The sequence below is a fragment of the Corynebacterium tuberculostearicum genome (assembly GCF_022347235.1).
Taxonomy (GTDB): Bacteria; Actinomycetota; Actinomycetes; order Mycobacteriales; family Mycobacteriaceae; genus Corynebacterium; species Corynebacterium tuberculostearicum_F.
In genome coordinates this window covers 1-24,152 of the sequence record NZ_JAKRDX010000026.1, presented here as the reverse complement: position 1 = coordinate 24,152, position 24,152 = coordinate 1, and the positions used below count along the sequence as shown (strand labels likewise).

Sequence of the window (24,152 nt, the reverse complement as noted above, 5' to 3'; positions counted from 1 at the left end):
AGCGACTAGTTCCACTGCAACAAGGCAGAAGGAACGCAGATAAACATAGCCTGCCCCAGCATGGGGCTAGGAGTACGAATCCTGAGTTCCTTCAAGCGGAACTGCCAACAACGTAATGGGCTAGCGGCGCATGACCTTGGAAGAAAGCCAGTTGCCGAAGAACTGGGCGGCCTGCACCAGCACGATGATGATGAGCGTAGCCACGACGGTGACTTCCCACTCGAAGGCGCGGTAGCCGTAGACGATGGCAAAGTCGCCCAAGCCGCCGCCGCCGACGTAGCCGGCCATGGCGGACATATCCACGATGGCGATGAACAGGAAGGTGTAGCCCAGAATCAGCGGGCCGAGGGCCTCCGGAACGATGACGGAGGTGATGATCTTCCACGGCGAGGCGCCCATGGAGCGGGCGGCCTCGATAACGCCGGGGTCGATGGCCACGAGGTTTTGCTCCACCACGCGGGCCACGGAGAAGGTTGCGGCGATCACCATGACGAAGGTGGCCGGGCCGCGGCCGATGGAACCGCCCATTACAGCGACGGTCAACGGCTGGGCAAAGGCCAGCAAGATGATGAACGGGATGGGGCGGACGAAGTTCACCAGCAGGTTCACAATGACGTAGACAAACCTGTTTTGCAGGATGCCGCCCGTGCGGGTGGTGTAGAGCAGCATGCCCAGGCCAAGGCCGAGGATGCCGGAGACGATGAGGGTGGTCGAGACCATGATGAGGGTGTCGACGATGGCATCGATGAGCGAGGGGCCGAGGCGGTCCCAGTTGGCTTGGGCGAGGTTGGTGACGGTCATCGTGCAATCTCCTCAATCTGGGTGGTGGTAGAAAGCGTGCGGTAGAACTCTTCGATGGCGTTATTATCGCCGCTAAGCCGCACGGTCAGCTTGCCAAAGGAATGCTGCTGCAGCGTGGTGATACCGCCGTGGACGACGGCGATGGACACGCCGGCTTCCTTGAGCCGGGCGGCGGCGGTGAAGAAGCCAGATTCCTCGGTGAGGTTGATGGTAAACAGGCGGCCTTCGTGTGCAAGCAGGTCGTCGGTTTCGACGACGTCGGGTTCGTTGCGCAGCGAGGTGGCCACGAACTTGGCGGCCACGGAGGTCTGCGGGTTGGAGAAGACCTCGTAGACGCTGCCTTGTTCCACTACGCGGCCGTTTTCCATCACGGCGACCTTATCGGCGATGGAGCGTACAACTTCCATCTCGTGGGTAATGACCACGATGGTGATGCCGAATTCCTTGTTCACCCGCCGCAGTAGGTCGAGGACTTCCTGCGTGGTGGTGGGGTCGAGGGCGGAAGTGGCTTCGTCGGCAAGCAGCAGCGAAGGGTTGGTGGCCAGCGCACGGGCAATGCCGACGCGCTGCTTCTGGCCGCCGGAGAGCTGCTCCGGGTAGCTCTTGCCTTTGTCTCCCAGGCCGACGAAGTCCAGCAGCTCTTGCACGCGCTGGGCGCGCTCCTGCTTGCCGACGCCCTGCAGCTGCAGCGGGTATTCAATATTGCCGGCCGCGGTGCGCGAGTTCATCAGGTTGAACTGCTGGAAGATCATGCCGATATTGCGGCGAATGCCGCGCAGTTTCCTCTCGGACATGCCGACGATATTGGTCTCGTCGAGCAGAAGCTCGCCGGAGGACGGGGTGTCCAGGCCGTTGATCATCCGCACGAGGGTGGACTTGCCGGCGCCGGAATAACCAATGATGCCGACGATTTCGCCAGGCTCGATGGTCATAGAGACATGGTCGAGCGCCTTAATTCGCGCCTTTTTCTGCTTAAAGATCTTGGTGATCTCGCGGAACTCAATGCGGGTGCCGCGGTAGGTGGAATCTGCCACGTGTTTGCGTCCTTAGCTAGGAAAGTGCCAAACCCCGCCGGGGGCTCCGGCGGGGTAAAAGCAAGGGTGATTAGTCCAGATCTGCTTCGAGCTTATCCAGGATCTTCTGCAGATCCTCCTGGCTGCGCTCCACCTCGACGGAGGTGCCGGCGGAGTCTTCGTCGACGCCCTCCTGGACGGCGTCGCTGTGCCATAGCTCGGCGAGCTTCTTGATGTCCTCGTTATCGGCGTCTTCCTCGCGGACGGCGAAGACGTTGATGTACGGCTCTGCCTCTTCAGAGTTTGGGTCGTCCTGGAAGATGGCGGTGGCTGGGTCGATGCCGGCGCGCTCCAGGAAGGAGTTATTGATAATCGCCGGGGTGCCCTCGCCGTGCGCGGACGTGGTCTGTGCCGCGTCTACCGGGGTGACCTTGACCTTGGACTTCTTCTCATCGATGTCCAGCGGGGTGGGCTCCAGGTTGTCCTTGTCCTTCAGGGTGAGAAGGCCGGCCTGAACCAGCACGTTGATGGCGCGGGCCTGGTTGGTGGAGTCGTTCGGGATGGCGACTTTTTCGCCCTCGATGCCGTCGAGGGAGTCGTGGTCCTTCCAGAACAGTGCTAGCGGCACGATCTCGGTAGCCACGATAGGCACCAGGTTGGTGCCGTTGCCGTGGTTATACTCCGCCAAGAACTTCAGGTGCTGGAAGTTATTGGTATCCAGCTCGCCCTGGTCCAGAGCCTGGTTCGGGGTGTTGTAATCCGCGAAAGGCTGGATATCGATGTCATAGCCTGCGTTCTTTGCTTCCTGCTCGAACGCTACCCAAGCCTTCTTTGCGTCATCGGTGGTGCCGACTTTGATGGTCTTGGAGTCGTCGGAGTCGGAAGAGCATGCCACCAGGCTGGTGGCGGCGATGGTTACGGCGGCGGTAGCAGCCACTACGCGACGGATCTGCATGGGGAATCCCCTTCTTGTAGGAGTTGAAATAATTTGTCTGTTTAGCAACTTAGCAATCAGCGAACCGCTTTGTCTATTGTGGGTATCACGTCCCACCGGCTTGTCTAGAACAATGATTCGATATTACGCTGTCTGGAGTGGAGTTTAATGGCGGAAAAGCACTGTCGTGGTCGCGGGTGGAGCGAATTCTCTCCGGCCGCGAATCTGTTGCGCCTGTACCGGTTAATCACCTTCGCGGGCCAGCGGATTCTGTTCGGCGCGTTCACTCCGCCGTCCCCTTTGCGGAGCTGCACGCGGTAAGTTCTTATAGTTTTCTCGACGGCGCTGCCAAGCCGGAGGAACTGGTGGCCCGGGCTGTGGAACTGGGGCTTGAGGGCTTGGCCATCGTGGACCGCGATGGCTTTTATGGGCTCATGAAATTCGCCGAAGCCGCTGCTAAAACAGGCCTTCCGGCCGTATATGGCGCGGAGCTATCGCTCGCGGAGGCCCCGGTGACCGTGCTGGCGCGCACCCCGGAGGGCTATCGCCGCCTGTCGCGTCTTATCGCGCAAGCCCGGATGGAAGCCGGGGAGAAGGATCGCGTGGCTTATCCGCCTTTGGATGAGGTGGCGTGCGAACTGGAAGGGGAGTGCTTCTTTCTGGTGGGGCCGGAGGCGCTAGCAGAAATCGATAACCTGCTCGAAAGAATAAAAATAGACAGCATAGTTCTCGAATATTCGTGCAGCATGTCCCCCGAGGATGCGGATCAGCACCGTTTCCTCGATAAATACAATAACCTGCGGGCCATCGCAACCGCACGGCCCGCGGCCGCGACCCGCGACCAAGCTCGGCTCGCCGCCGCCAAGCGTGCCCTAGCCCGGCGCGAATCCCTTGCGGCCGCCGCGCCGCACGCCCACCCCATGGGGGCTGGCTGGCTGCGATCCGGCGAGCAGATGGCGCAACTCTTGCCGGATCGGCCGGAGCTCATCGCCGAAACCGTGGCGCTCGCCCGCGAGTGCTCCTTTACCTGGGACGCCCTTGCGCCCAACCTGCCGCATTTTCCGGTGCCGGAGGGGTACACCGAAATGAGCTGGCTGGAGCATGAGGTCTGGCGCCGCGCCAAGGACCGCTATGCCTCGCGCCCGGCCGAGATTAGGCAGGCGGCAAGGAAACAGATTCGGCATGAGCTGGGCGTCATCAAGCAGCTGGGCTTCCCCGGCTACTTCCTGATTGTGTGCGACCTGGTGGATTTTTGCCGCCGCGAGAATATTCTGTGCCAAGGCCGCGGCTCGGCCGCCAACTCCGCGGTGTGCTTTGCGCTGGGCATTACCAATGCGGAGCCCATCTCCGCGCAGCTGCTTTTCGAGCGCTTTCTCTCCCCGGACCGCGATGGCCCGCCCGATATTGATATCGACATCGAGTCCGGCCGCCGCGAGGAAGTCATCCAGTATGTCTACCGCACCCACGGCCGCGATCGCGCCGCGCAGGTGGCCAATGTCATTACCTATCGCCGCAAGGGAGCTACCCGCGATGCCGCCCGCGCGTTGGGCTACCCGCAGGGCTCGGCCGATGCGTGGTCGAAAGGTACCTCCGAGCCGCCTGCCGACGTCTCCTCTTTAGCCGAGCAATTCCTCGGCCAGCCCCGCCACCTGGGCATCCACTCCGGCGGCATGGTGCTGTGCGATCGGCCCATTGCGGACGTCGTGCCCATGGAATGGGCGCGTATGAACAATCGCTCCGTGCTGCAGTGGGATAAGGACGATTGCGCGGCCGCCGGCCTGGTGAAATTCGACCTCTTGGGCCTGGGCATGCTGGAGGCGCTGCACCACATGATTGATGCCGTGCGCGCCACCACCGGCCGCGAGGTGCACCTGTGGGAGCTCGACCTTGCCGAGCCGGAAGTTTATGACATGCTCTGCCGCGCCGATGCGGTGGGCGTCTTCCAGGTGGAATCCCGTGCGCAGCTAGCCACGCTGCCGCGTCTGAAGCCGCGCCGCTTCTTTGACTTGGTGGTCGAGGTCGCGCTCATTCGCCCCGGCCCCATCCAGGGCGGGTCCGTGCACCCCTACCTGCGCCGCCGCGATGGCCTTGAGGAGGTGGCTTATGACCATCCGGTGCTGGAAAAATCGCTGGGCAAGACGCTGGGCATCCCGCTTTTTCAGGAGCAGTTGATGCAGATCGCGGTCGACGCCGCCGGCTTCTCCGGTGCCGAGGCCGATGATCTGCGCCGCGCCATGGGCTCGAAGCGCTCACCGGAAAAGATGGCCGCGCTGCGCAGCCGCTTCTTTGCCGGCCTGCGCGAGACCAACGGTATCGAGGGCGAGGTGGCAGAAAAGCTGTGGGCCAAAATCGTGGCCTTCGCCGCCTATGGTTTTCCGGAGTCGCACTCGCAGTCCTTTGCCTCGCTCGTGTATTTTTCCGCGTGGTTTAAGTACCACTACCCGGCGGAATTCTGCGTGGGATTGCTGCGCGCACAGCCGATGGGTTTCTATTCCCCGCAGTCGCTCATCCAAGACGCCCGTCGTCACGGCGTGCAGGTGCTGCCGGTAAGCATTAATGACTCCGGCGCCCAGGCCCGCGCGACGGGCTCGGCCGAGATTCGCTTGGGCCTTAACCTCATCAAGGGGCTAGGGGAGTCCGCCGCCGAGCGGGTGGAGGTGGCCGCGCCTTTTGCTAGCGTGTCCGATCTTTCGCGCCGGGCGGATCTCAGCGTGGAGCAGGTGGAGGCGCTGGCTACGGCCGGGGCGTTGGAGTGTCTGGGGCTGGATCGTCGCCAAGCGCTGTGGCAGGCTGGCGTCGCCGCCACCGAGCGCGAGGGCATGTTGCCTGGTACCTCCGCCCTGGCTTCGCCGCACCTGCCCGGTATGTCTGCGTTTGAGCTCATGGCTACCGACGTTGCCGCTACTGGCGTGACCCATAATCAGCAGCCGATGGAGCTGGTGCGTGCCTCGCTTGCCGACGTCCTCCCTGCCTCCCAGCTTCCCCATATCCCCGATGGCACCCGCGTGCGCATCGCGGGCATTATTACTCACCGCCAGCGCCCACGTACTGCTTCTGGCCTGACCTTTTTGGGCGTCGAGGATGAAACCGGTTTGATGAACGTGATGGTCTCACCCGGATTGTGGTCGCGGCATAAAGTTCTGGCCCGCACCGCCCGGGCAATGATCATCCGCGGCATCGTGCAAAATGCCACCGGCGCGGTCAGCGTGGTCGCGGATAAGCTCGAGCCGTTGGACTTTGGTGAATTCCTCTCCCGCGGCTCCCGCGACTTCCGCTAGTTGCCGCCGCCGCGCAGCTCGTCCGCGTTGAGCTTATTGGCCAATTCCTTGGCTACCGCAAACGGAATCCACAGCAGCTGGATATAGATGAGCTTGGCAAAGAAGATGGCGATATTGGCCCCCGAGGTCGCCTGCTCCACCGCAACGTGCTCCGCGCCGAAGAAGCGCAGCCCAAAAGCGGTGGCGCCGGCGACGAGGAAGAGCACTATGGCCGTGGCCAATGCGGTTTTCAGGCCTTTGTCGCGGGCGTCGGTATGCAGGCGCAGCTCGTACTCATCCATTTCCGTAGTGGGAACGTCGAGGTGCCGAATGGACTGGCGCAGCCACGTGGTGCACATGGTCGCCGCAATGCCAGCTATCGGCCACAGCAGATTAGACAAGCCAAGCGCGAAGAAGTGCAGGGCCGCCGCCACGATGGCCAGGCCGAGAAAAATGTCGCCGGCTAGGATCAAGCGCTTGCGGCGGGAAACAGAGGCGGGAATTGTGGTAGCCATTAGGAATTCTTCCTATAGATTTCAGTGGACATAGGGGCAAATTCCTGGCGGGAAAAGATAGCCTCCACCGGAAGGTCAAAGACTTCGCAGACGCGAAAGGCTAGGTCCAGGCTGGGGGAGTGGTCCCCGCGCTCGAGGGCTCCGACGGTCTGGGGATTGACGTCGATGGCCTCAGCCAGCTGCGCGCGCGACATGTCCCGCTCGGCGCGCAGCACGCGTACCCGGTTATAAATGGGTGCGGAGGGCTTCTTCTTTGGGGACATGAGTCAAAGTATTGCATAAACCCAACACCCTGGCAAGGGTTGTTACTCGACGCCGAAGATATCCCCCGGCTGACAATCCAATGCCGTGCACAGTGCTGCCAGGGTGCTAAAGCGTACGGCCTTGGCGCGATTATTCTTTAGGACGGAGAGGTTAACTGGGGTGATTCCTACTTCTCTAGCGAGCCCCGCGCCGGTAACGCCGCGCTCTTCCATGATGCGGTCGAGGTGGCAAACCACCTGGGGTTCTTGTGTTTCAGACAAGGCCTTCGACCTCCTCTTCCAGCTTGCAGCCGCGCTTGATGGCGGCCGAGAAGAGCTGCAAGGTGCAGACGAAGAGGTAGGGCAGGGCGAGCTCGCCAAGGGATGTTCCGTCCTGGCTGGCCCACCAGTCGATTCCAAGCTGTGAGGAGGCCCAGTTATTGCCCAGGCCTTCGAGTGCGAACCGTCCGATAAACCAGACGAGGATGCCGGCGGTCATTCCGTTCAGGAGGCGGATATTTTTCGTATTAAAAACCTGCCCGCGAAGCATTGGCCTGACCAGACGGTAGGCAAAGAACGCGATGATTAAGATTGCCGCGATTTTGGTAACGAGCGCCGCAGTGAGTATCCAGAATGGTCCGCCGTCGAGGTTGTGTTTGCTTAGGCCTTCTGGGATGGCTGCGCTCAGTGCGGTGGAAAAGCGGCCGGTGGCAAGGTCGCGCAGGTAGGTGGGGCCGAGGATGATGATGGTGAGGAGGGCGAGACCGGCTGCCGCATTAATTTCGCGGCGCTCGGCCTTGGGGGCGGGTTGTGGGGTGGTCATGACAATCCTTTCCGTCGATAACTTATCGACTTTCGATGTTGTCGTAATTCGATAATATCGATTAGCGATAAGTGACGCAAGAGCTGGACCCGATTGATACTGTCAATAACTATGAGCGAAGAAATGAATCCCGTCTCGCCGCGCCTGGTTACCTCGCGCTATATCCACCACCTGAGCTGGATGTTTCTGCTTGCCGCGGCCGCCGCTGCTGCAGGCTTCTGGTGGACCCCGTGGTTTTATTGGGCGGCCGGAATTTTCGTCGCCCTTTTCTTCTGGCTGCTCTGGCTCATCCCGGCCCAAGTGCGCAACATGGGCTGGCTCGAAACCGACGATGAGCTACTTATCACCCGCGGCAAGCTCTGGCATTCCTTCACCGTGGTGCCCTATGGCCGCATCCAATTCGTCGACGTGACCTCCGGGCCTATCGACCGCGCGCTCGGGTTGAAAAAGTTGCAGCTCCATACGGCCTCGGCCAGCACGGACGCCACCATTAAGGGCCTAGAAGCCCCGCTTGCCGACGCCCTCCGCACCCGCCTTGCCCACCAAGCCCGCGAACGGATGAGCGGACTATGAGTGATCAGTCCAGCACCACACCGCAGTATCAACACGTCCACCGGCTCACCCCGCTGCTGCGCCTGTGGTCGGTAATCCTGGCGCTTATCGCGGCCTTCGCCCTCAACGTCAACATGGCGGCCCTGCGCGATATCTTCGCCTTCATCACCGGCGAACACCGCGGCGAGGCCTTGCGTGATACCGCCCTCGCCCTCGCCGGTTTCATCGCGGTCTGCGCGGTGGTGTGGCTCGTCTCCGGCCTATGGTGGCGCCGCATGGGCTATCGGCTCGGCGCAGAAGAGCTTTCTTTGCGCCGCGGCCTATTGTCTGTCCAGCTGCGCACCGCACGCTATGACCGCACGCAGGCCGTTGACGTCGTCGAGCCCGTCATCGCCCGACTCTTTCGCCTCGCGGCCGTGCGCGTGGAAACAGCCGGCGGCCAGTCATCCGTCATCGAAATCGCCTACCTAAAAAAGTCCGACGCCGAGGCCCTACGCGATGACATCCTCGCCCGCGTCCATGGCGCACCCACACCAGCCGCCACCGACACTGACATCGACGCAACCGCCGCCGACGCGACCAGCGCCCACACACCCGCCGCGACGGCCGAAGAACCGGCCCTCGTGCCTGAAATCCCCATCGCCCGCTCCCTGATTGCGGCCGCGTTGCGTACGTCCACGCTTTTCCTCGTCGGCTTCCTCATCCTTGTGGTGGTTACGCGGTTGCCGCTCTCGACCGCGCTGCCCATTCTCGTCGGTCTTATCCCGAATGTGTGGAACGTGCTCGATTCTTCCTGGCGCTATACCGCCCGCACCGACGGCGAGGTGCTCAATATCACCTACGGCCTGGCCGATCGCCGCCGCCAAAGCATTCGCCTCGACCGCATCCACGCCGTGCAGATAACCCAGCCCTTCCTCTGGCGGCCCTTGGGCTGGTACGAGGTGAGGGTTTCGGTGGCGGGGTATGGGGCGTCGGCAAGCGGCAAGGCTTCTGGCTCCACTCGCATCCTTCCGGTGGGCACCCTCGCCCAAGCCCGGCAATTCCTGCCGGCCGACGCCGCACCCACCTACGCCTCGCCAGCCCGCGCCAAGTGGGTCTCCCCGCTGGACTACCGCCAACAAACCGTCGCGCTCACCGGCGACTACGTCATAGTGCGCAACGGCCGGCTCAACCGCCGCGTCAAGGCCATCCACACCTCCCATATCCAGGAGCTGACCTATCGCCGCGGGCCGATTTCCCAGGCGCTCGGCCTAGCCACCGTCGGCCTCGACCTAGTCCAAGGCCCGGTGCGCATGGATGCGCGCAACCTCACGCTTGCCGACGCCACCGCACTCCTTACCCAGCTACGCTCCCGCCAACTGCCGGATTTTAAACCGCCCCGTTAAAGCCCAGCTGGCGCCAAGCCTCGAATACGGCCGTCGACGCCGAATTCGACAGGTTCATCGAGCGCCTAGCCGGCACCATAGGAATGCGCACACGATCCGTCACGCGCGGATGGTTAATATGCTCCTCCGGCAGGCCGGTCGGCTCCGTGCCAAAGAGCAGGACATCGCCTTCCTGGTATTCGATATCCGTAAACCACTTATCCGTATGTGTGGTAAACGCGAAGACGCGTGCCCCCGGCAGCGCGTCCATGCAGGCCTGAAAATCCTTGTGGATCTGCACATCGGCCAGATCGTGATAATCCAGTCCGGCGCGCTTTAAGTGCTTATCGTCGAAATTGAAACCCAGCGGCTCAATTAGGTGCAGGCTCGCGCCCGTCACCGCGGCCGTGCGGATGGCGTTGCCCGTATTAGTAGGAATGACCGGGTTATCAAAGACAATGTGCAGCTGGCTCATGCCTTCAGTCTAGGATGGTGGCTATGAGCGCTACCAAACTAGATGGCACACTGTACCGCGATGAGATTTTTTCCGACCTTGCCCAGCGCGTGGCCGCGCTGAAGGAGAAGGGGATTACCCCCGGCCTCGCCACCGTCCTCGTGGGCGAGGACCCCGGCTCCCAGTCCTATGTGAAGATGAAGCACCGCGACTGTGAAAAGCTCGGCATCAACTCCATCCGCAAGGACCTGTCGGCCGATATCACGCAGGAAGAACTTGAGGCCGTTATCGATGAGCTCAACGCTGATGATGCCTGCACCGGCTACATCGTCCAGCTCCCGCTGCCGAAGCACCTAGATGAAAACGCCATCCTCGAGCGAATCGACCCCGCCAAGGATGCCGACGGCCTGCACCCGGTCAACCTGGGCAAGCTCGTGCTCAACGAGGACGCGCCACTGCCTTGCACCCCGAACGGCTGCCTGCACCTGCTGCGCCGCTTCGGCGTTGAGCTTGACGGCGCCAAGACCGTGGTCATCGGCCGCGGCGTGACCGTGGGCCGTCCCATCGGCCTGATGCTTACCCGCCGCAGCGAGAACTCCACCGTCACCCTCTGCCACACCGGCACCAAGGACCTGGCCGCCGAGACCCGCGAGGCCGATATCGTCATCGCCGCCGCCGGCCAGCCCCACATGCTCACTGCGGACATGATTAAGGAAGGCGCCGCGCTTCTCGACGTCGGAGTCTCCCGCGTCGACGGCAAGCTCACCGGCGACATCCACCCAGACTGCTGGGACAAGGCCGGATTCGTCTCGCCGAACCCGGGCGGCGTCGGCCCGCTGACCCGCGCCTTCTTGGTGCGCAATATCGTCGAGCGCGCGGAAAAGTTGGCGTGAATCTAGACAACCCGCACGACGCCGGCCTCGCGCCCTCCCCGCTGCCGCCCGCCGCGCAGTGGGCGGCCATTGGCATCTTCGTGGCGGGCGTGGTCGTCTCTGGCGGCTACGCGGCCTTCGAGTACTGGCGCCGGGCCACGTTCCTCCTTGGTCTCGCCCTGCTGTGGCTCACTGTGGTCCGCCTTACCTGCGATTCCAGCCGCGTCGGCGTGCTGGCCGTGCGCTCGCGTCGCTTCGATGCCTGCTTTACTGGCCTACTCGGCGCCGTGATGGCCTTTTTGGCCTTCTCCGTGGATTCGCTCGGCAGCTAGTTGTCCACAGGCTTTTTGTAGAATCATCACCCATCTCGGCCCTAAAAGGTGTAGTTCCGGCGGTTATCCACAGGCCAGCGCCCGCCACCGCGCGCCGGGTTGCGCGGCCCACTTAGGCTCAGGGCCATGATTTCGACCTACCTGACAGCCGTGAACTCCCCGATGGTGCTCATCGAGGAGTGTGCTGGGCTGTCGGTAGAAGAGCTCGTCGATAAGGGCTTTAGCGACCGCGAAGCCGCCGAGTTCGCCCGCCTTGCCGATACCTACTTCGGCCGCACCTCCTTTCGCGCCAAACAGCGTACCGCCCGCCGCACTACGCTGCCGCTCGACGCGCTAAAAATCATCGAGCATTACGCCCAAAAGATGAAAACCCAGCGCGCGGCCTGGGCGCTGCGCGAGGAACTCTGCGCCCTGCGTGTGGCTACCAGCGAGATTGAAAAGCGCGCCCGCCGCCTGGTGCGCGAGGAGCGCACCACCAATCGCTCCGAGGGCGTGCGCCTGACCCGCCGCCGCGACGACCTGTGGACGCTGACCATTACCGCCGAGTCCGAACTGGTGGCAGAGATTAATAACCATGTCTCCACCGTCGCCGATGCCCGCCGCGTCTTTTCCCAGGGCGCCGCCGCCTCCACAATCACCACCAATGTGGTGCTCACCCTCAATGAGATGGTCAAAGTTACCCATGGCGAGGACGTCACCCTGCAGCTGACCAATGGCGCACAGATTTCTGGTGCGGACCTTGCCCGCCGCGCGCTTGCCGACGTCGGCCTTATCACCCTCATCCACCCCGCCACCGGCCCCGTAAACCTCTATCAATCGCGGCGCCGGGCTACATGGAAGCAACGCCAGATGGCGATGGCGGAAAACCCTGTGTGTCCGTGGCCCGACTGCCATACGCCGGCGGATGAATGCCAGGTCCACCACCTCACCCCGTGGTTGCTCGGTGGGGACACGAATCCCGAGAATCTCACCATGGCCTGCAAGTATCACAACGGGGTCAATGATGATGACCCCAATGCGCCGCCGCGCCGCGGCCGGCTCGAGCGCCGCCCCGGTGAAGGTATCGTCTGGCGCCCGCCCTGGGCCACACCGCCCGAAGACTGCTGAGCCCCGTCCCGCCTCTGCTCGCCACGACTGGCCATAGGACCAGCGCAGCGTGCCGCACCGCTTATAGCTAGTGCGCGCTGCGCGGCTTTGGCGATCGCAGATGCGGCGAGCCTTTAAATCGAGTACTCGGTGGGATCGCCCGCCGCAGAATCGATGCCCGGGTCCGGTTGGGAAAGCGTGAGGAAATTGCGCAAGATGCGATCCATCTGGCGTGACTCGGTAAGAAAAGCGTCGTGGCCTACAGGGGAGACAATCTTCGCCATCGCCAGCAGGTTGCCGAGGTTGCGCGAGAGGTGTTCTTGCTGGTGATACGGGTACAAGATATCCGTATCCACGCCGACGACCATGGTTGGCACCTCCGATGAGCCCAGCGCGCGGTTAAGACCTCCGCGGCCGCGGCCGATATCGTGGCGGTTGAGCGCCTCGGTGAGGGTGACGTAGGATCCGGCGTCAAAGCGATCGGCCAGCTTGATGCCCTGATAGTCGAGGTAGGAGTTGACGGCAAAGCGCTCATTGCGGCGGCGGTAGGGCCCGAGCGGGTCCTCGCCGGTCTGGACCTGGACACCGAAGCGCTCGTCGATTTCCTGCTCGCCGCGATACGTCAGGTGTGCAATGCGACGCGCGGCCACCAGCCCCTCGCGCGGGCGCTGAGCAGAGGCGTAGTAATCGCCGCCATGCCAGAAGGAATCCTGCTCAATGGCCGCGATTTGCGCCGACTGGATGCCTATCTGCCAGGCGGAAGCGCGGGCCGATACGGCAATGACGCAGGCCGCATCAACGGCCTCGGGGTGCATCAGCGTCCACTCCAGCGTGCGCGCGCCGCCCATCGAACCGCCAATGATGGCGTGGACGTGGGTGATGCCGAGCTCGCGGAGTGCGGTGCGCTCGGCCGAGACGAGGTCACGCACGGACAGCGCGGGGAAGCGCGAGCCCCAGGCACGGCCGTCGTCTGGGTGCGGGGAGGCGGGGCCGGTGGAGCCGCCGCAGCCGCCCAGTGCGTTGGTGGCGATAACGCACCACTTCGTCGTGTCTAGCGCCTTGCCAGGGCCGACCAGATCGGCCCACCACTCGGCCACATTCGAATCACCGGTCAAGGCGTGTTCAACCACAATGACGTTATTGCGGCCGTGGGGATCGCCGCGGAGGTGGCCGAAGCGGTGGTAGGCAATGTGGGCGTCGGCAAGCGTGGCGCCGGCTTCGGTGTGGAAGTCGCCGATGCTAACTAGCTTCATGCCAGCGCGCTAAAGCCCAGCTCGAGGTCCGCGATGATGTCATCGATGTGCTCTATGCCCACGGACAGACGGATGGTGGACTGGGCGATGCCGGCCGCTGCCAGCGCAGGCTCGTCGGACTGCGAGTGCGTGGTGGTTGCTGGGTGTACGGCCAGGGAGCGGGTGTCACCGATATTAGCGAGGTTGGAGTGGAGCTTGAGGGCGTCGATAAACGCCCAGGCTTCCTCGCGGCCGCCGTCGATGTCGAAGGAGAGCACGGAGCCGGTGTAGGCGTAGCCGAGCTTTTCCTTGGTGGCCTTATACGGCGAGGAATCCAGGCCGGCGTAGTTGACCTTGGTGACCTTGGCGTGGCCTTCCAGGTACTCGGCAACGGCCTGGGCGTTGGCATTGTGCTTTTCGACGCGCAGCCCCACCGTCTCGATTCCATTCAGCGTCAGCCAGGCGTTGAAGGGGGAGATGGCGGCGCCGGTATCGCGCAGCAGGCCGGCGCGGGCCTTGAGCGCGAAGGCTGGGGCGCCGAGGTCGGCGTACTTCAGGCCGTGGTAGGCCTCATCCGGGGTGACGAAGTAGGGGAAGACGGGCTTGCCGTTGCGGGTGACGGTCCAGTCGAAAGAGCCGCCGTCGATAATCGCGCCGCCGATGGCCGAGCCATTGCCGGTGTAGAACTTGGTGGTGGAGACCACGACGATGTCCGCGCCGAGGTCCAGCGGCCGGGCGAGGGCGGCGGTGGCGATGGTGTTGTCCACGATGAGCGGAACCTGGTTATTGTGGGCGACCTCGGCGATGGCCGGGATATCGAGGACATCGGCCACGGGGTTGCCGAAGGTCTCGCCGTAGAAGGCCTTGGTATTAGGCTGGACGGCGTCCTGCCAGGATTGCGGGTCATCCGGGTCCTCGACGAGGGTGACGTCGATGCCTAGGCGCTTGAGTGTGACGGTAAAGAGGGTGGAGGTGCCGCCGTAGAGGCGCGGGGAGGTCACGATGTGGTCGCCGGCCGAGGCGAGGTTCAAAATGGCCGCGGTCTCGGCGGCTTGGCCCGAAGCGAAGGCGACGGCCGCGACGCCGCCCTCGAGGGCGGCGAGGCGCTCTTCCAGCGCGTCCTGGGTGGGGTTGGTCAGGCGGGTGTAGATGGGGCCGGCGTCGGAAAGATTGAAGCGGTTGGCCGCGTGCTCGGCGTCGTTAAAGACGTAGGAAGTGGTCTGGTAAATCGGCACGTTGCGGGCGTTGTGGTGCCCGTCGAGGTTTTGGCCCGTGTGTACGGAGCGGGTAGCGAAGGACCAGTTGGAGTTGGAGTTATCGTATTTCGTCGTCATGCTTGGCAAGACTAGACCAAGCGGTATGTCTTGCGAACGGGTTTTGGAAAACCCGCTGGCAGAAACGAGAATAAAAATAGACCAAGCGGTCAGTCTCGAGTTTTATGTGGGCGTCGGAAGGCGCACGGCGGGGCTTTCGCGGCAGCGCACGTGGCCTCGTGGCTAAGAGTTTCTACGGGTGGTGATTTTGTTCCTCGAGCTGATTGGCAATGCGGCGGGTGTTTGCGCGAGTTTCGTTGCTATTGCGCACGAGCTTGACCACGATGGCGATGATTCCGGCGAGGATGAGGAACGGAATGAGTATGAGTAGAAATTCAAGCGGGCCGAGGGACATTTATCACCTTTCTTTTATGGTCTTTGGGGTTACGGTATCACTCCTGTAATGCGGCCGCGACCGCGGTGAGGCTCGTGCGCAGTTCGGTGTCGCTAAGGTGGCCGAAGCCGAGGACGACGCCGTCTTCGGCGTCGGCGCCTCCCCAATAATCGCGCAGCGGGGTGAGCTTGATGCCGCGGGCGGCGGCGCGAGGAGCAACGGCGGGATCGCACAGAAGGACCGCGTGGAGGCCACCGTGGATGGGGAGGAGTTGCGCACCATCGATGGTGCCAAGCGTTTCGGCTACGAGGTTGCGGCGGCGTTTGTAGGTGCGGCGCATGCGGCCGGTGTGGCGTCGTAAAGCGCCGCTGGCGAGGTAGTGGGCGAGTGCGGCCTGTGGAATAGAGCCGACGGGTTGGCCGAAGACCTCGCGCACGTGGTCCACGGCCGGGCGCAGGCGCGGTGGAACGACGAGGTAGCCGCAGGCAATCGAGGGGGAGATGACCGAGGAGAAGGTACCCAGCAGCACGGTGTGTTCCGGGGCGAGTGCGGCCAGGGCGGGCAGCGGCTGGCCGACGTAGCGCAGTTCGGAGTCGAAGTCATCCTCGATAAGCAGGGCGTCGTGTGTGCGGGCCCATTCGACGAGTTCGGCGCGCCGGGCTGCGGGCAGCGAGCCGCCGTAGGGGTATTGGTGGCTAGGGGTGACGATGAGGGCGTCGAGAGGAGCCGTGGGGACGGTGACGCCTTTGGGGCCGGTGGGGATTTCCACCAAGGTATGGCCGAGGGCGTGGGGCACGCGGCGCAGGCTGGGGTAGCCGGGGGATTCCACGCCTACGCGCAGCTGGCGGCCGAGGGCGCGCAGGAGCACGGAGAGGCCGTCGCGGGCACCGGCGGTGATGAGTACGCAGGCCGGGTCCACGGTGAGCCCGCGCATGTGGCGCAGGTGGGCGGCGACCTCGCGGGGCAGATCGCCGGAAGGGTCGACGGCCGCTGCACGCCAGGCGGCCCTCCATTCAGGGGTGAGGATGCCGGCGGTGTCGGGCAGGCCGGGGGTCAGTGACACCAGTTCGGGCTCGGCGGCCGGTGCGGGGGCTGGCTCCGGCCGTGGGGCACGCGCGTGGGGAAGCAGCGGGTTTATGACGGTGCCGGAGCCAACCTCGGCGGTGAGGTAGCCCTCGGCCGTGAGTTGGTCGTAGGCGGTGACCACGCTGCCTCGGGAAATGCCGAGCTGCGAAGCCAAGTGGCGGGTCGAAGGAACGCGCTCGCCGGGCAGGAGGACGCCGGCAGCGACCTGGACGCGTAGGGCGGCGGCGATTTGCACGGGCAGTGGCCGCGTATCAGAGGGATCGAGGCGAAGGGGCACGGGCCCATCATAAGTGGTCTAATCCAACACGCTGAAAATGGCTCTTGTCTTGTACCACTTGTGTGGGTCACTATGGCACCTATGACTGAACAGGTAAATGAACAAGGACGCGCTACCACGCGCGTGAAGCGAGGACTAGCCGATATGTTGAAGGGCGGCGTCATCATGGACGTCGTGACCCCGGAGCAGGCGCGCATTGCGGAGGACGCGGGCGCGTCGGCCGTGATGGCGCTGGAGCGCGTGCCGGCCGATATCCGCGCGCAGGGCGGCGTGGCCCGCATGTCTGACCCAGAGCTTATCGAGGGCATCGTCGAGGCCGTGGACATCCCGGTCATGGCTAAGGCCCGCATCGGCCACTTTGTAGAGGCGCAGATCCTGGGCGAGCTGGGCGTGGACTTCATCGACGAGTCCGAGGTGCTCAGCCCGGCCGATTACGTCAACCACATCAATAAGTGGGACTTCGACGTGCCGTTCGTGTGTGGTGCGACCAACCTGGGCGAGGCGCTGCGCCGCATCACCGAAGGCGCGGCCATGATTCGATCCAAGGGCGAGGCCGGCACCGGCGACGTCTCCGAGGCCGTGAAGCACCTGCGCACCATTAAGGCCGAGATTGCCCGACTGCGCCACCTGGACCGAGACGAGCTCTACGTCGCGGCCAAGGAACTGCAGGCGCCGTATGACCTGGTTGCAGAGGTTGCGGAGACCGGCAAGCTCCCGGTTGTGCTCTTCGTTGCCGGTGGCGTGGCCACGCCTGCCGACGCCGCCCTTGTCCGCCAGATGGGCGCCGAAGGCGTCTTCGTCGGCTCCGGCATCTTCAAGTCCGGCAACCCGTCGGCACGCGCGGAGGCCATCGTGAAGGCTGCCACGCTTTACGACGACCCCGCTGAGCTCGCCAAGCTTTCCCGCGGCCTGGGCGAGGCCATGGTGGGCATCAACGTCAACGACGTGCCTGCACCGCACCGCCTGGCCGAGCGCGGATGGTAGCCACCGTCGGGGTGCTGGCGCTGCAGGGCGGCGTCGAGGAGCACCTGCGCATTCTGGACGAGCTCGGTGTGACGACTCGCCGGGTGCGGGTGCCGCGCGACCTGAACGGGCTCGATGGGCTGGTGATTCCGGGTGGCGAGTCGAGCGTCATCGATAAGCTGGCGCGCAGTTTTGGGCTGGCCGAGCCGCTGCGCGACGCCGCGGCCGCAGGAATGCCGGTGCTCGCGACCTGCGCGGGGCTCATCTATTGCGCTCGCGAGCTCGAAAACCCCGCGCCGGGGCAGCAGACGCTGGGGCTTATCGACGTCACCGTGCGCCGCAACGCCTTCGGCAACCAGCGCTTTTCCGAAGAGCGCACGGTTCCTGTGACGGCTGGCGAGGAAACACTCGACATCGAGGCGAGTTTCATTCGCGCGCCGCTGGTCACCCGCGTGGGCGAGGGCGTCGAAGTCATCGCGACGGTGCCGGGCGAGGACGGCGACGCGGTGGTCGGCGTGCGCCAAGGCCGCGTGACGGCGCTGAGCTTTCACCCAGAAGAAAATGGCGACGCCCGCGTGCACGCCGCCTGGCTCGACAGCTTCTAGGCACGCACACCAAAACCGCCCCGCAGCGAATCAAAAATCGCTGCGGGGCGGCTTTTGCTGGGAAGAATTACTTCTTCAGGCCGTCGATGATCTCGTTGAACTGAGCAACTGGGCGCATGACGGCAGAGGTCTTCTCGTCATTCGGCCAGTAGTAGCCGCCGAGGTCGGCGGGGTTGCCCTGGGCGTCGACAAGCGCCTGGGCAATCTCGTCTGCCTGGGAGGACAGCTGGGAAGCCACGTCCTTGAACGCAGCGGCAAGATCGGCATCATCGGTCTGGTTAGCCAGCTCCTCGGCCCAGAAGGTGGCCAGGAAGAAGTGGGAACCGCGGTTGTCGATTTCGCCAGCCTTGCGGGACGGGGACTTGCCCTCATTGAGCAGGCGCTCGGTGGCCTTGTCCAAGGTGGCGGCCAAGACGCCGGCCTTCTCGTTGCCGTTGGTCTGCTTCTCGTGGCGGAAGGACTCAGCCAGGGCCAGGAACTCGCCGAGGGAATCCCAGCGCAGGTGGTTTTCTTCCTCGACCTGCTGGACGTGCTTCGGGGCGGAGCCGCCGGCACCGGTCTCGAAGAGGCCGCCGCCTGCCATGAGAGGAACCACAGACAGCATCTTGGCGGAGGTACCCAGCTCGAGGATGGGGAAGAGGTCCGTGTTGTAGTCACGCAGCACGTTGCCGGTCACGGAGATGGTGTCTTCGCCGCGGCGGATGCGCTCGATGGAGGTCTTGGTAGCGGTGACCGGATCCTCGATGGAGATGTCCAGGCCCTCGGTGTCGTGGTCCTTAAGGTACTTTTCCACCAGGGACTTGATATTGCGGTCGTGGCCGCGCTCTGGGTCGAGCCAGAAGATGGTCTTCATGCCGGACAGGCGAGCGCGGTTGACGGCGAGCTTGACCCAGTCCTGGATCGGGGCGTCCTTGGTCTGGCAGGCGCGCCAGATATCGCCTTCCTCCACGTCGTGGGAGATGAGGGCCTCGCCCTGGGAGTTGCGAACCTCAACGGTGCCTGCAGCCGGGATTTTGAAGGTCTTGTTGTGGGAGCCGTACTCCTCGGCCTTCTGCGCCATGAGGCCCACGTTCGGCACGGTGCCCATGGTGGTCGGGTCGAAGGCGCCGTTTTCCTTGCAGTCCTCGATAACGGCCTGGTAGACGCCGGCGTAGGAGGAATCCGGGATGACGGCGAGGGTGTCCTGCTCCTCGTCGTTCTTATTCCACATGTGGCCGGAGGTGCGGATCATGGCAGGCATGGAGGCGTCAATAATGACGTCGGAAGGCACGTGCAGGTTGGTGATGCCCTTGTGGGAGTTGACCATGGCGAGGTCGGGGCCGTCGGAAAGCGCGGCGTCGAAAGCAGCCTTGATTTCTTCGCCGTTGTCCAGGTTCTTCAGGCCCTCGTAGATAGCGCCCAGGCCGTTCTCGCCGTTGAGGCCGGCAGCCAGCAGCTCCTCGCCGTACTTGTCATAAACATCGGCGAAGAAGGCGCGGACGACGTGGCCGAAGAGGATGGGGTCAGAGACCTTCATCATGGTCGCCTTCAGGTGGGTGGAGAAGAGCACGCCCTCTTCCTGAGCGCGCTTGACCTGTGCGAGGAGGAACTCATCCAGGGCCTTGGCGGACATGAAGGTGCCGTCGATGACCTCACCCTTGAGAACCGGCAGCTCCGGCAGCAGGGTCTGCTCGCCGTCGGCGGTCTTGAGGACGATGGACAGGGTGTCCTCGTTTTCCAGGATGACGGACTTTTCATTGTGGCGGAAGTCGTTGTCCGCCATGGTGGCAACGTTGGTCTTGGAGTCCTTGGACCACTCGCCCATGCGGTGCGGGTGCTTCTTTACAAAGTTCTTCACGGCCTCCGGGGCGCGGCGGTCGGAGTTGCCCTCGCGCAGCACCGGGTTAACAGCGGAGCCCTTGACGGAGTCATAGCGGGCGGCGATGTCCTTTTCTTCCTCGGTGGAAGGATTATCTGGGTAATCAGGCAGATCGTAACCTGCGGCCTGCAGCTCGGCGATGGCCTTCTTCAGCTGCACCAGGGAAGCAGAAATATTCGGCAGCTTGATGATATTTGCTTCCGGGGTCTTAGCCATCTTGCCCAGCTCGGCCAAGGCGTCTTCGACCTTCTGCTCCTCGGTCAGGCGCTCCGGGAACTGCGCGGCGATGCGGGCGGCCAGCGAGATATCGCGGGTTTCCACGTCGATGCCAGCGGTGGAAGCGAAGGCCTCCACGATGGGCTTGAGGGAGTAGGTCGCCAGCAGCGGCGCCTCATCGGTACGGGTCCACGTAATCTTTGCCATGATTCTCCTAATTAACGTTGGAAAATTGTTCAAGTGCCCAGATTACCGATTTTGTGGGCGGCATGTGGGCCAGTTTGCTGAAAGTGATCCCCCATTTGCCGCCCCTTGAAAAGGGTTGCGTGGCCGCTGTCACCCATGCGCGGGAGGGGTGGAGATATTCACGAGCCCCCGCTGCGGGCATGCTGCAGGCACAGACGGGGTGTACCCTCACTCTCCATGAAAATCATCGATGAGCTAAGCCCGCGCAGCGCACACGAACACCGCGTTCGCCGCCGCCCGCTGCCGTTGCAAACGGAGATTACCGCCCGCCGCCGCGCCATCGTCATGGTGGCCATGGCCCTGGGCGCGTTTGCCATCGGCACGACGGAGTTTGTGTCCATGGGCCTGCTGCCGCTTATTGCAGATGATTTTGGCGTTTCGGAAGAAAACGCCTCCACACTCATCACCATCTATGCCATGGGCGTGGTGGTCGGTGCCCCGCTGATTGCGGCCTTTACCGGCAAGCTGCCGCGCCGCCGGCTCATCTTGCTGCTCATCGGCTTCCTCGTGGTGGGCAACCTCCTCTCGGTGCTCGCGCCGAATTACGCCATCCTCATGATCGCGCGCTTCATCGCGGGCATGCCCCACGGCGCCTATTTCTCCGTGGCTAACCTTTCTGCCGCCTCCATGGCGCCCCCAGGCGGCCGCGGCAAGGCCATGGCTTATGTAGGCATGGGCTTGGCCATCGCCACGGTTATCGGTGTACCGGCCGCCCAAGCCCTCGGCTCCGCGCTGGGTTGGCAGGCGGCCTACCTCGTCGTCGTGGCCTTGGGCATCGTCACCGCCATTGCGTTGTTCTTCCTGATGCCGCACATGACGGAGATGAAGCAGACCGATATCCGCACCGAATTTGGTGCGTTCAAAAACAGTCAGGTGTGGTTCACCGTCATCATGGGCGTGGTCGGCTTTGGCGGCATGTTCTCCGTCTATACCTATATTTCGTGGACCATGACCGAGGTCGCCGGCATGGACCAGAGCCTCATCTGGGTGGTGCTCATGGCCTATGGCATCGGCATGACCATCGGCAATGCCTTTGGCGGCTGGCTGGCTGACCGCAACCTGGAGTTTGGCATTATCTTTGCCTTGGCTTGCCTCATCGTTATCCTGACGGCCTTCTACTTCCTTTCTAGCCATGCCATTCCCGCCACTTTGTGCTTTGGCTGCGTGGCGTTTATGGGCTCCACCTTGGTTCCTTCGCTGCAGCTGCGCTTGGTGCATGTGGCTGGCGACGCCCAGACTTTGGCCGCAGCCCTTAACCAGTCCGCGCTGAACATCGCAAACGCGGCCGGTGCGACCATTGGCGGCGCCGTGGTGGGTGCCGGCTTGGGCTACTCTGCACCGGCCCTGGCCGGTGCGGCCCTGGCGGCTGCGGGCTGCCTGGTATGGGCTGCGACGATGTGGGATAAAAAGCGCCTTTCTCGCCGCGCCTAGGCTTACCGATATGCTGTTGGCATGACCCTTACCATCGCGAGCGTTAATGTCAACGGAATCCGCGCTGCGTGCAAGCAGCGCAATGAAAATAACCCCGGAATGAACGCCTGGCTAGAGGAGACTCCGGCCGAAATCGTGCTCATGCAAGAGGTGCGCGCAACCCCGGAGCAGGCCGAAAAGGCCTTGGCCCCGGCCCTAGAGGCGGGATGGCACTTGGCGCTTGCCGACGCCGCCGCAAAGGGCCGCGCCGGCGTCGGTATCCTGTCTCGCACCCCGCTTGCCGACGTCGAAGTGGGCTTCGGCTCCTTTACCGACGCCGGCCGCTGGATTGCGGCTACCACCCGCGATATTCGCGTCGCCTCCTTGTACTTGCCTTCCGGCGATACCGGTTCGCCGAAGTTGGATGAAAAGTACCGCTTCTTGGATGAGTTCCAGGAGGTGCTAGCGGAGAACGCCGCGCGGACGAACTCCGATGGCAGCCCCGCCGACATGGTCATCGGCGGCGACTGGAATATCTGCCACCGCGCCCAGGACCTGAAAAATAATAAGGCCAACGAAAAGAAGGCCGGCCACCTGCCGGAAGAACGCGCCTTCATGGATCACGTCTTTGGCGCGTTCCCGGATGCTGAGCCGCAGGAAAAGAAGAACCTGGGGCAGTGGCAGGGCGTGGTGGAGTACGCCGGCGGCGAGCCGTGGTCCCCGGCCGCAGATCCGCAGTGGTTCGACGTCGCCCGCCGCCTGCACCCAGAAGAAGATGGTCCTTATACCTGGTGGACCTACCGCGGCCAGGCGTTTAATAACAACGCCGGGTGGCGCATCGATTACCAGGCGGCCACCCGCCCGATGCTGGAGCGCGCGCAGCGCACCTGGGTGGATAAGGCTCCTACCGTGGAGCAGCGCTGGTCCGACCATTCCCCACTATTGGTGGAGTATCGCTGATGACGCCACTATTTAGCGTCCTGTATGTAGTTGGTATTACGGCCGAGTCCATGACCGCCGCCTTGTCTGCCGGCCGCCAAAAGCTCGATCTTTTCGGTGTCACCATGATTGCCTCCATGACGGCGCTGGGCGGCGGCACGGTGCGCGATATGATCCTCGATGACCCTCCCTTTACCTGGGTTGAGCACCCCATTTATTTGGTGATCGTCATCGTGGCGGCCGTGGTGACGGTAGGCATGTCCTTCCTCATGCACTACTTCCGCCACCTCTTCCTGATCTTGGATGCCCTGGGGCTCGCGGTCTTTTCTGTGCTGGGCACCCAAATCGCGGTCCACCTGGGACATGGGTTCATTATTGCCTCGGTGTCTGCAGTGATTTCCGGCGTCTTTGGCGGCGTGCTGCGTGACCTGCTTTCAGACCGCATCCCGTTGGTCTTTTCCGGCGAGTATTATGCCGCCATCTCGCTATTGGCCGCGGCTCTATTTATGGCGCTCTACCACGGCGGCTTGGCTGAGGAACCGGCCGCGATTATCACCGCCTCGGTGTGTTTCATCGCCCGCTTGGCTGCGATTTACTTCAAGAAGGGCCTGCCCGTCTTCGAATACCGCGACGCCGAACAGCAGATGGACCCGCGCTTGCGTTTGTCCGCGCGCATCGTGCGCGATGGCGCCCGCAAGGCCAAGCGCAAGGCGGGTGCGGCCACGCGCTATGCCAGCCCGATCACGCGCCCGCTAACCCGACCACTAAGCCGGCCATTGGGTCGCCCGTTTAAGAACAAGAGTCGAGCTTTTTCTACTGCGGCAGAGGGGGCGGACTACGACGATATTTCGAGCAACCGCATTGCGCGCCGGCCGAAGCAACAGTCGATTACGCGGCCGAGCGGTCGGCACTCGCCAGGGGCACGGGGAGTAGACGTGGAGCAGCAGTGGAGCTTTAATAAGGGGGACGTCGGCAAGCGCAAGGCACCCAAACACAAGCAGTAGTGCTATTATGGGCAGGTCAAAAAATTCAGTAATCTGCAACGGAGAAAGTTCATGGCTCGCGCAATTATTTCTTTCGTCCTCGGCGCTGTAATCCTCGGCCTGAGCATCTGGTGGTGGACCGTTGTTGGTCCGTCCTTCGCTTTCCTCGGCCCCATCGTGCTCATGGGCGTGGGCGGCGCGCTGATGGTATCCGGTTGGGCCATCCTGATGGACGTAGTCAGCCCCACCTCCCGCAAGCTCTAACATCCTTGCGCCGCATCCCCTGCCTAATCGGGCAGGGGATTTTTCGATCCTTCGCTCAGGGGCGGATTCTAGTGGTCGTGGAAACACGTCTTATGTTTCGGTTGAGTTTATCAGTGCGGCCATTTTCTCGGCTGGTGTTTGAAAGCCCAGGGTTTTGCGGGGGCGGCGGTTGAGTTGCATG

At 63.3% G+C, this 24,152-nt stretch carries 25 protein-coding genes; 12 read left to right on the top strand and 13 right to left on the bottom strand.

Translation table 11 applies throughout. The features are described 5' to 3' along the window. Window positions 1-120: 120 nt before the first annotated feature. From MHK09_RS10905 to MHK09_RS10895, 3 genes are all read right to left on the bottom strand, one after another. The gene (locus tag MHK09_RS10905) at window positions 121-801 is read right to left on the bottom strand and encodes a methionine ABC transporter permease (RefSeq protein ID WP_250413553.1); all 681 of its coding nucleotides are present in this window, start codon (window positions 799-801) and stop codon (window positions 121-123) included. Next, complete coding sequence (locus MHK09_RS10900; RefSeq protein WP_250413552.1) at window positions 798-1,835, bottom strand: methionine ABC transporter ATP-binding protein; 1,038 nt, start codon at window positions 1,833-1,835, stop codon at window positions 798-800. Before MHK09_RS10900 ends, MHK09_RS10905 begins: the two co-directional genes overlap by 4 nt. 70 nt (window positions 1,836-1,905) lie before the next feature. Continuing rightward, complete coding sequence (locus MHK09_RS10895) at window positions 1,906-2,769, bottom strand: MetQ/NlpA family ABC transporter substrate-binding protein (protein ID WP_179387417.1); 864 nt, start codon at window positions 2,767-2,769, stop codon at window positions 1,906-1,908. 137 nt (window positions 2,770-2,906) lie between these two features. Between MHK09_RS10895 and MHK09_RS10890 the strand changes: the two genes are divergently transcribed. Continuing rightward, window positions 2,907-6,026 carry an error-prone DNA polymerase gene (locus MHK09_RS10890; protein WP_250413551.1) on the top strand — a complete coding sequence of 1,040 codons (3,120 nt, stop codon included), beginning with the start codon at window positions 2,907-2,909 and terminating at the stop codon, window positions 6,024-6,026. On the opposite strand, the gene MHK09_RS10885 is transcribed toward MHK09_RS10890, so the two are convergent. Genes MHK09_RS10885 through MHK09_RS10870 form a run of 4 tightly spaced genes read right to left on the bottom strand, consistent with a single transcriptional unit; the run spans window position 6,023 to window position 7,585 of the window. Continuing rightward, window positions 6,023-6,520 carry a hypothetical protein gene (locus MHK09_RS10885; RefSeq protein WP_250411250.1) on the bottom strand — a complete coding sequence of 166 codons (498 nt, stop codon included), beginning with the start codon at window positions 6,518-6,520 and terminating at the stop codon, window positions 6,023-6,025. The genes MHK09_RS10890 and MHK09_RS10885 overlap by 4 nt on opposite strands. Continuing rightward, window positions 6,520-6,783 carry a helix-turn-helix transcriptional regulator gene (locus tag MHK09_RS10880; protein WP_005322660.1) on the bottom strand — a complete coding sequence of 88 codons (264 nt, stop codon included), beginning with the start codon at window positions 6,781-6,783 and terminating at the stop codon, window positions 6,520-6,522. Before MHK09_RS10880 ends, MHK09_RS10885 begins: the two co-directional genes overlap by 1 nt. Before the next feature lie 42 nt (window positions 6,784-6,825). After that, window positions 6,826-7,044 carry a helix-turn-helix domain-containing protein gene (locus tag MHK09_RS10875; RefSeq protein ID WP_034667872.1) on the bottom strand — a complete coding sequence of 73 codons (219 nt, stop codon included), beginning with the start codon at window positions 7,042-7,044 and terminating at the stop codon, window positions 6,826-6,828. Then, window positions 7,037-7,585: a hypothetical protein gene (locus tag MHK09_RS10870; protein ID WP_218840718.1), complete on the bottom strand. Its 549-nt coding sequence runs from the start codon at window positions 7,583-7,585 to the stop codon at window positions 7,037-7,039. The genes MHK09_RS10875 and MHK09_RS10870 overlap by 8 nt, the downstream gene beginning before the upstream one ends. Before the next feature lie 111 nt (window positions 7,586-7,696). Between MHK09_RS10870 and MHK09_RS10865 the strand changes: the two genes are divergently transcribed. Then, window positions 7,697-8,158 carry a PH domain-containing protein gene (locus tag MHK09_RS10865; protein ID WP_005326799.1) on the top strand — a complete coding sequence of 154 codons (462 nt, stop codon included), beginning with the start codon at window positions 7,697-7,699 and terminating at the stop codon, window positions 8,156-8,158. Beyond that, window positions 8,155-9,522: a PH domain-containing protein gene (locus tag MHK09_RS10860; protein ID WP_150850690.1), complete on the top strand. Its 1,368-nt coding sequence runs from the start codon at window positions 8,155-8,157 to the stop codon at window positions 9,520-9,522. The genes MHK09_RS10865 and MHK09_RS10860 overlap by 4 nt, the downstream gene beginning before the upstream one ends. Here MHK09_RS10860 and MHK09_RS10855 read toward each other — a convergent pair. Beyond that, entirely contained in the window at window positions 9,506-9,976 is a 471-nt protein-coding gene (locus MHK09_RS10855) for a tRNA (cytidine(34)-2'-O)-methyltransferase (RefSeq protein ID WP_005322648.1), read from the bottom strand. The two genes, MHK09_RS10860 and MHK09_RS10855, sit on opposite strands and share 17 nt — an antisense overlap. Before the next feature lie 23 nt (window positions 9,977-9,999). Here MHK09_RS10855 and MHK09_RS10850 point away from each other — a divergent pair, with 23 nt between their 5' ends. The 3 genes from MHK09_RS10850 (at window position 10,000) to MHK09_RS10840 (ending at window position 12,266) form a co-directional block, all read left to right on the top strand. Continuing rightward, window positions 10,000-10,848, top strand: coding sequence for a bifunctional methylenetetrahydrofolate dehydrogenase/methenyltetrahydrofolate cyclohydrolase (locus MHK09_RS10850; protein WP_250413550.1), 849 nt, complete (start codon window positions 10,000-10,002; stop codon window positions 10,846-10,848). Further along, a complete protein-coding gene (locus tag MHK09_RS10845; protein WP_250408787.1) occupies window positions 10,845-11,159 on the top strand; it encodes a DUF3017 domain-containing protein in 315 nt (104 codons plus the stop codon). The genes MHK09_RS10850 and MHK09_RS10845 overlap by 4 nt, the downstream gene beginning before the upstream one ends. A 126-nt stretch (window positions 11,160-11,285) precedes the next feature. Then, window positions 11,286-12,266 carry an HNH endonuclease signature motif containing protein gene (locus MHK09_RS10840; protein WP_250413549.1) on the top strand — a complete coding sequence of 327 codons (981 nt, stop codon included), beginning with the start codon at window positions 11,286-11,288 and terminating at the stop codon, window positions 12,264-12,266. Window positions 12,267-12,379: 113 nt separating this feature from the next. On the opposite strand, the gene metX is transcribed toward MHK09_RS10840, so the two are convergent. The 4 genes from metX to pdxR form a co-directional block, all read right to left on the bottom strand. Then, entirely contained in the window at window positions 12,380-13,498 is a 1,119-nt protein-coding gene (metX, locus tag MHK09_RS10835) for a homoserine O-acetyltransferase MetX (RefSeq protein WP_250413548.1), read from the bottom strand. After that, window positions 13,495-14,811, bottom strand: coding sequence for an O-acetylhomoserine/O-acetylserine sulfhydrylase (locus MHK09_RS10830; RefSeq protein ID WP_250413547.1), 1,317 nt, complete (start codon window positions 14,809-14,811; stop codon window positions 13,495-13,497). Before MHK09_RS10830 ends, metX begins: the two co-directional genes overlap by 4 nt. A gap of 172 nt (window positions 14,812-14,983) precedes the next feature. Then, window positions 14,984-15,145: a hypothetical protein gene (locus MHK09_RS10825; RefSeq protein ID WP_179387425.1), complete on the bottom strand. Its 162-nt coding sequence runs from the start codon at window positions 15,143-15,145 to the stop codon at window positions 14,984-14,986. Window positions 15,146-15,182: 37 nt separating this feature from the next. Further along, complete coding sequence (gene pdxR, locus MHK09_RS10820) at window positions 15,183-16,487, bottom strand: MocR-like pyridoxine biosynthesis transcription factor PdxR (RefSeq protein ID WP_250413546.1); 1,305 nt, start codon at window positions 16,485-16,487, stop codon at window positions 15,183-15,185. A gap of 81 nt (window positions 16,488-16,568) precedes the next feature. Between pdxR and pdxS the strand changes: the two genes are divergently transcribed. Continuing rightward, on the top strand, window positions 16,569-17,471 hold the full coding sequence (pdxS, locus tag MHK09_RS10815) for a pyridoxal 5'-phosphate synthase lyase subunit PdxS (protein WP_250413545.1): 903 nt from the start codon (window positions 16,569-16,571) through the stop codon (window positions 17,469-17,471). Further along, entirely contained in the window at window positions 17,465-18,055 is a 591-nt protein-coding gene (gene pdxT, locus MHK09_RS10810) for a pyridoxal 5'-phosphate synthase glutaminase subunit PdxT (RefSeq protein WP_250413544.1), read from the top strand. Before pdxS ends, pdxT begins: the two co-directional genes overlap by 7 nt. A 67-nt stretch (window positions 18,056-18,122) precedes the next feature. Here the strand turns inward: pdxT and MHK09_RS10805 are convergent, their stop codons facing one another. After that, complete coding sequence (locus tag MHK09_RS10805; RefSeq protein ID WP_250413543.1) at window positions 18,123-20,336, bottom strand: NADP-dependent isocitrate dehydrogenase; 2,214 nt, start codon at window positions 20,334-20,336, stop codon at window positions 18,123-18,125. 216 nt (window positions 20,337-20,552) lie between these two features. Between MHK09_RS10805 and MHK09_RS10800 the strand changes: the two genes are divergently transcribed. From MHK09_RS10800 to MHK09_RS10785, 4 genes are read left to right on the top strand one after another with little or no spacing between them, the layout of a single operon-like run. Then, window positions 20,553-21,806 carry an MFS transporter gene (locus MHK09_RS10800; protein ID WP_250413542.1) on the top strand — a complete coding sequence of 418 codons (1,254 nt, stop codon included), beginning with the start codon at window positions 20,553-20,555 and terminating at the stop codon, window positions 21,804-21,806. A gap of 21 nt (window positions 21,807-21,827) precedes the next feature. Next, window positions 21,828-22,745 (top strand): exodeoxyribonuclease III, encoded by a 918-nt coding sequence (locus MHK09_RS10795; protein ID WP_250413541.1) that lies wholly within the window; start codon window positions 21,828-21,830, stop codon window positions 22,743-22,745. Next, window positions 22,745-23,728, top strand: coding sequence for a trimeric intracellular cation channel family protein (locus MHK09_RS10790; RefSeq protein ID WP_250413540.1), 984 nt, complete (start codon window positions 22,745-22,747; stop codon window positions 23,726-23,728). Before MHK09_RS10795 ends, MHK09_RS10790 begins: the two co-directional genes overlap by 1 nt. Window positions 23,729-23,779: 51 nt before the next feature. Continuing rightward, the gene (locus tag MHK09_RS10785; protein ID WP_005322618.1) at window positions 23,780-23,971 is read left to right on the top strand and encodes a hypothetical protein; all 192 of its coding nucleotides are present in this window, start codon (window positions 23,780-23,782) and stop codon (window positions 23,969-23,971) included. Window positions 23,972-24,152: the final 181 nt, after the last annotated feature.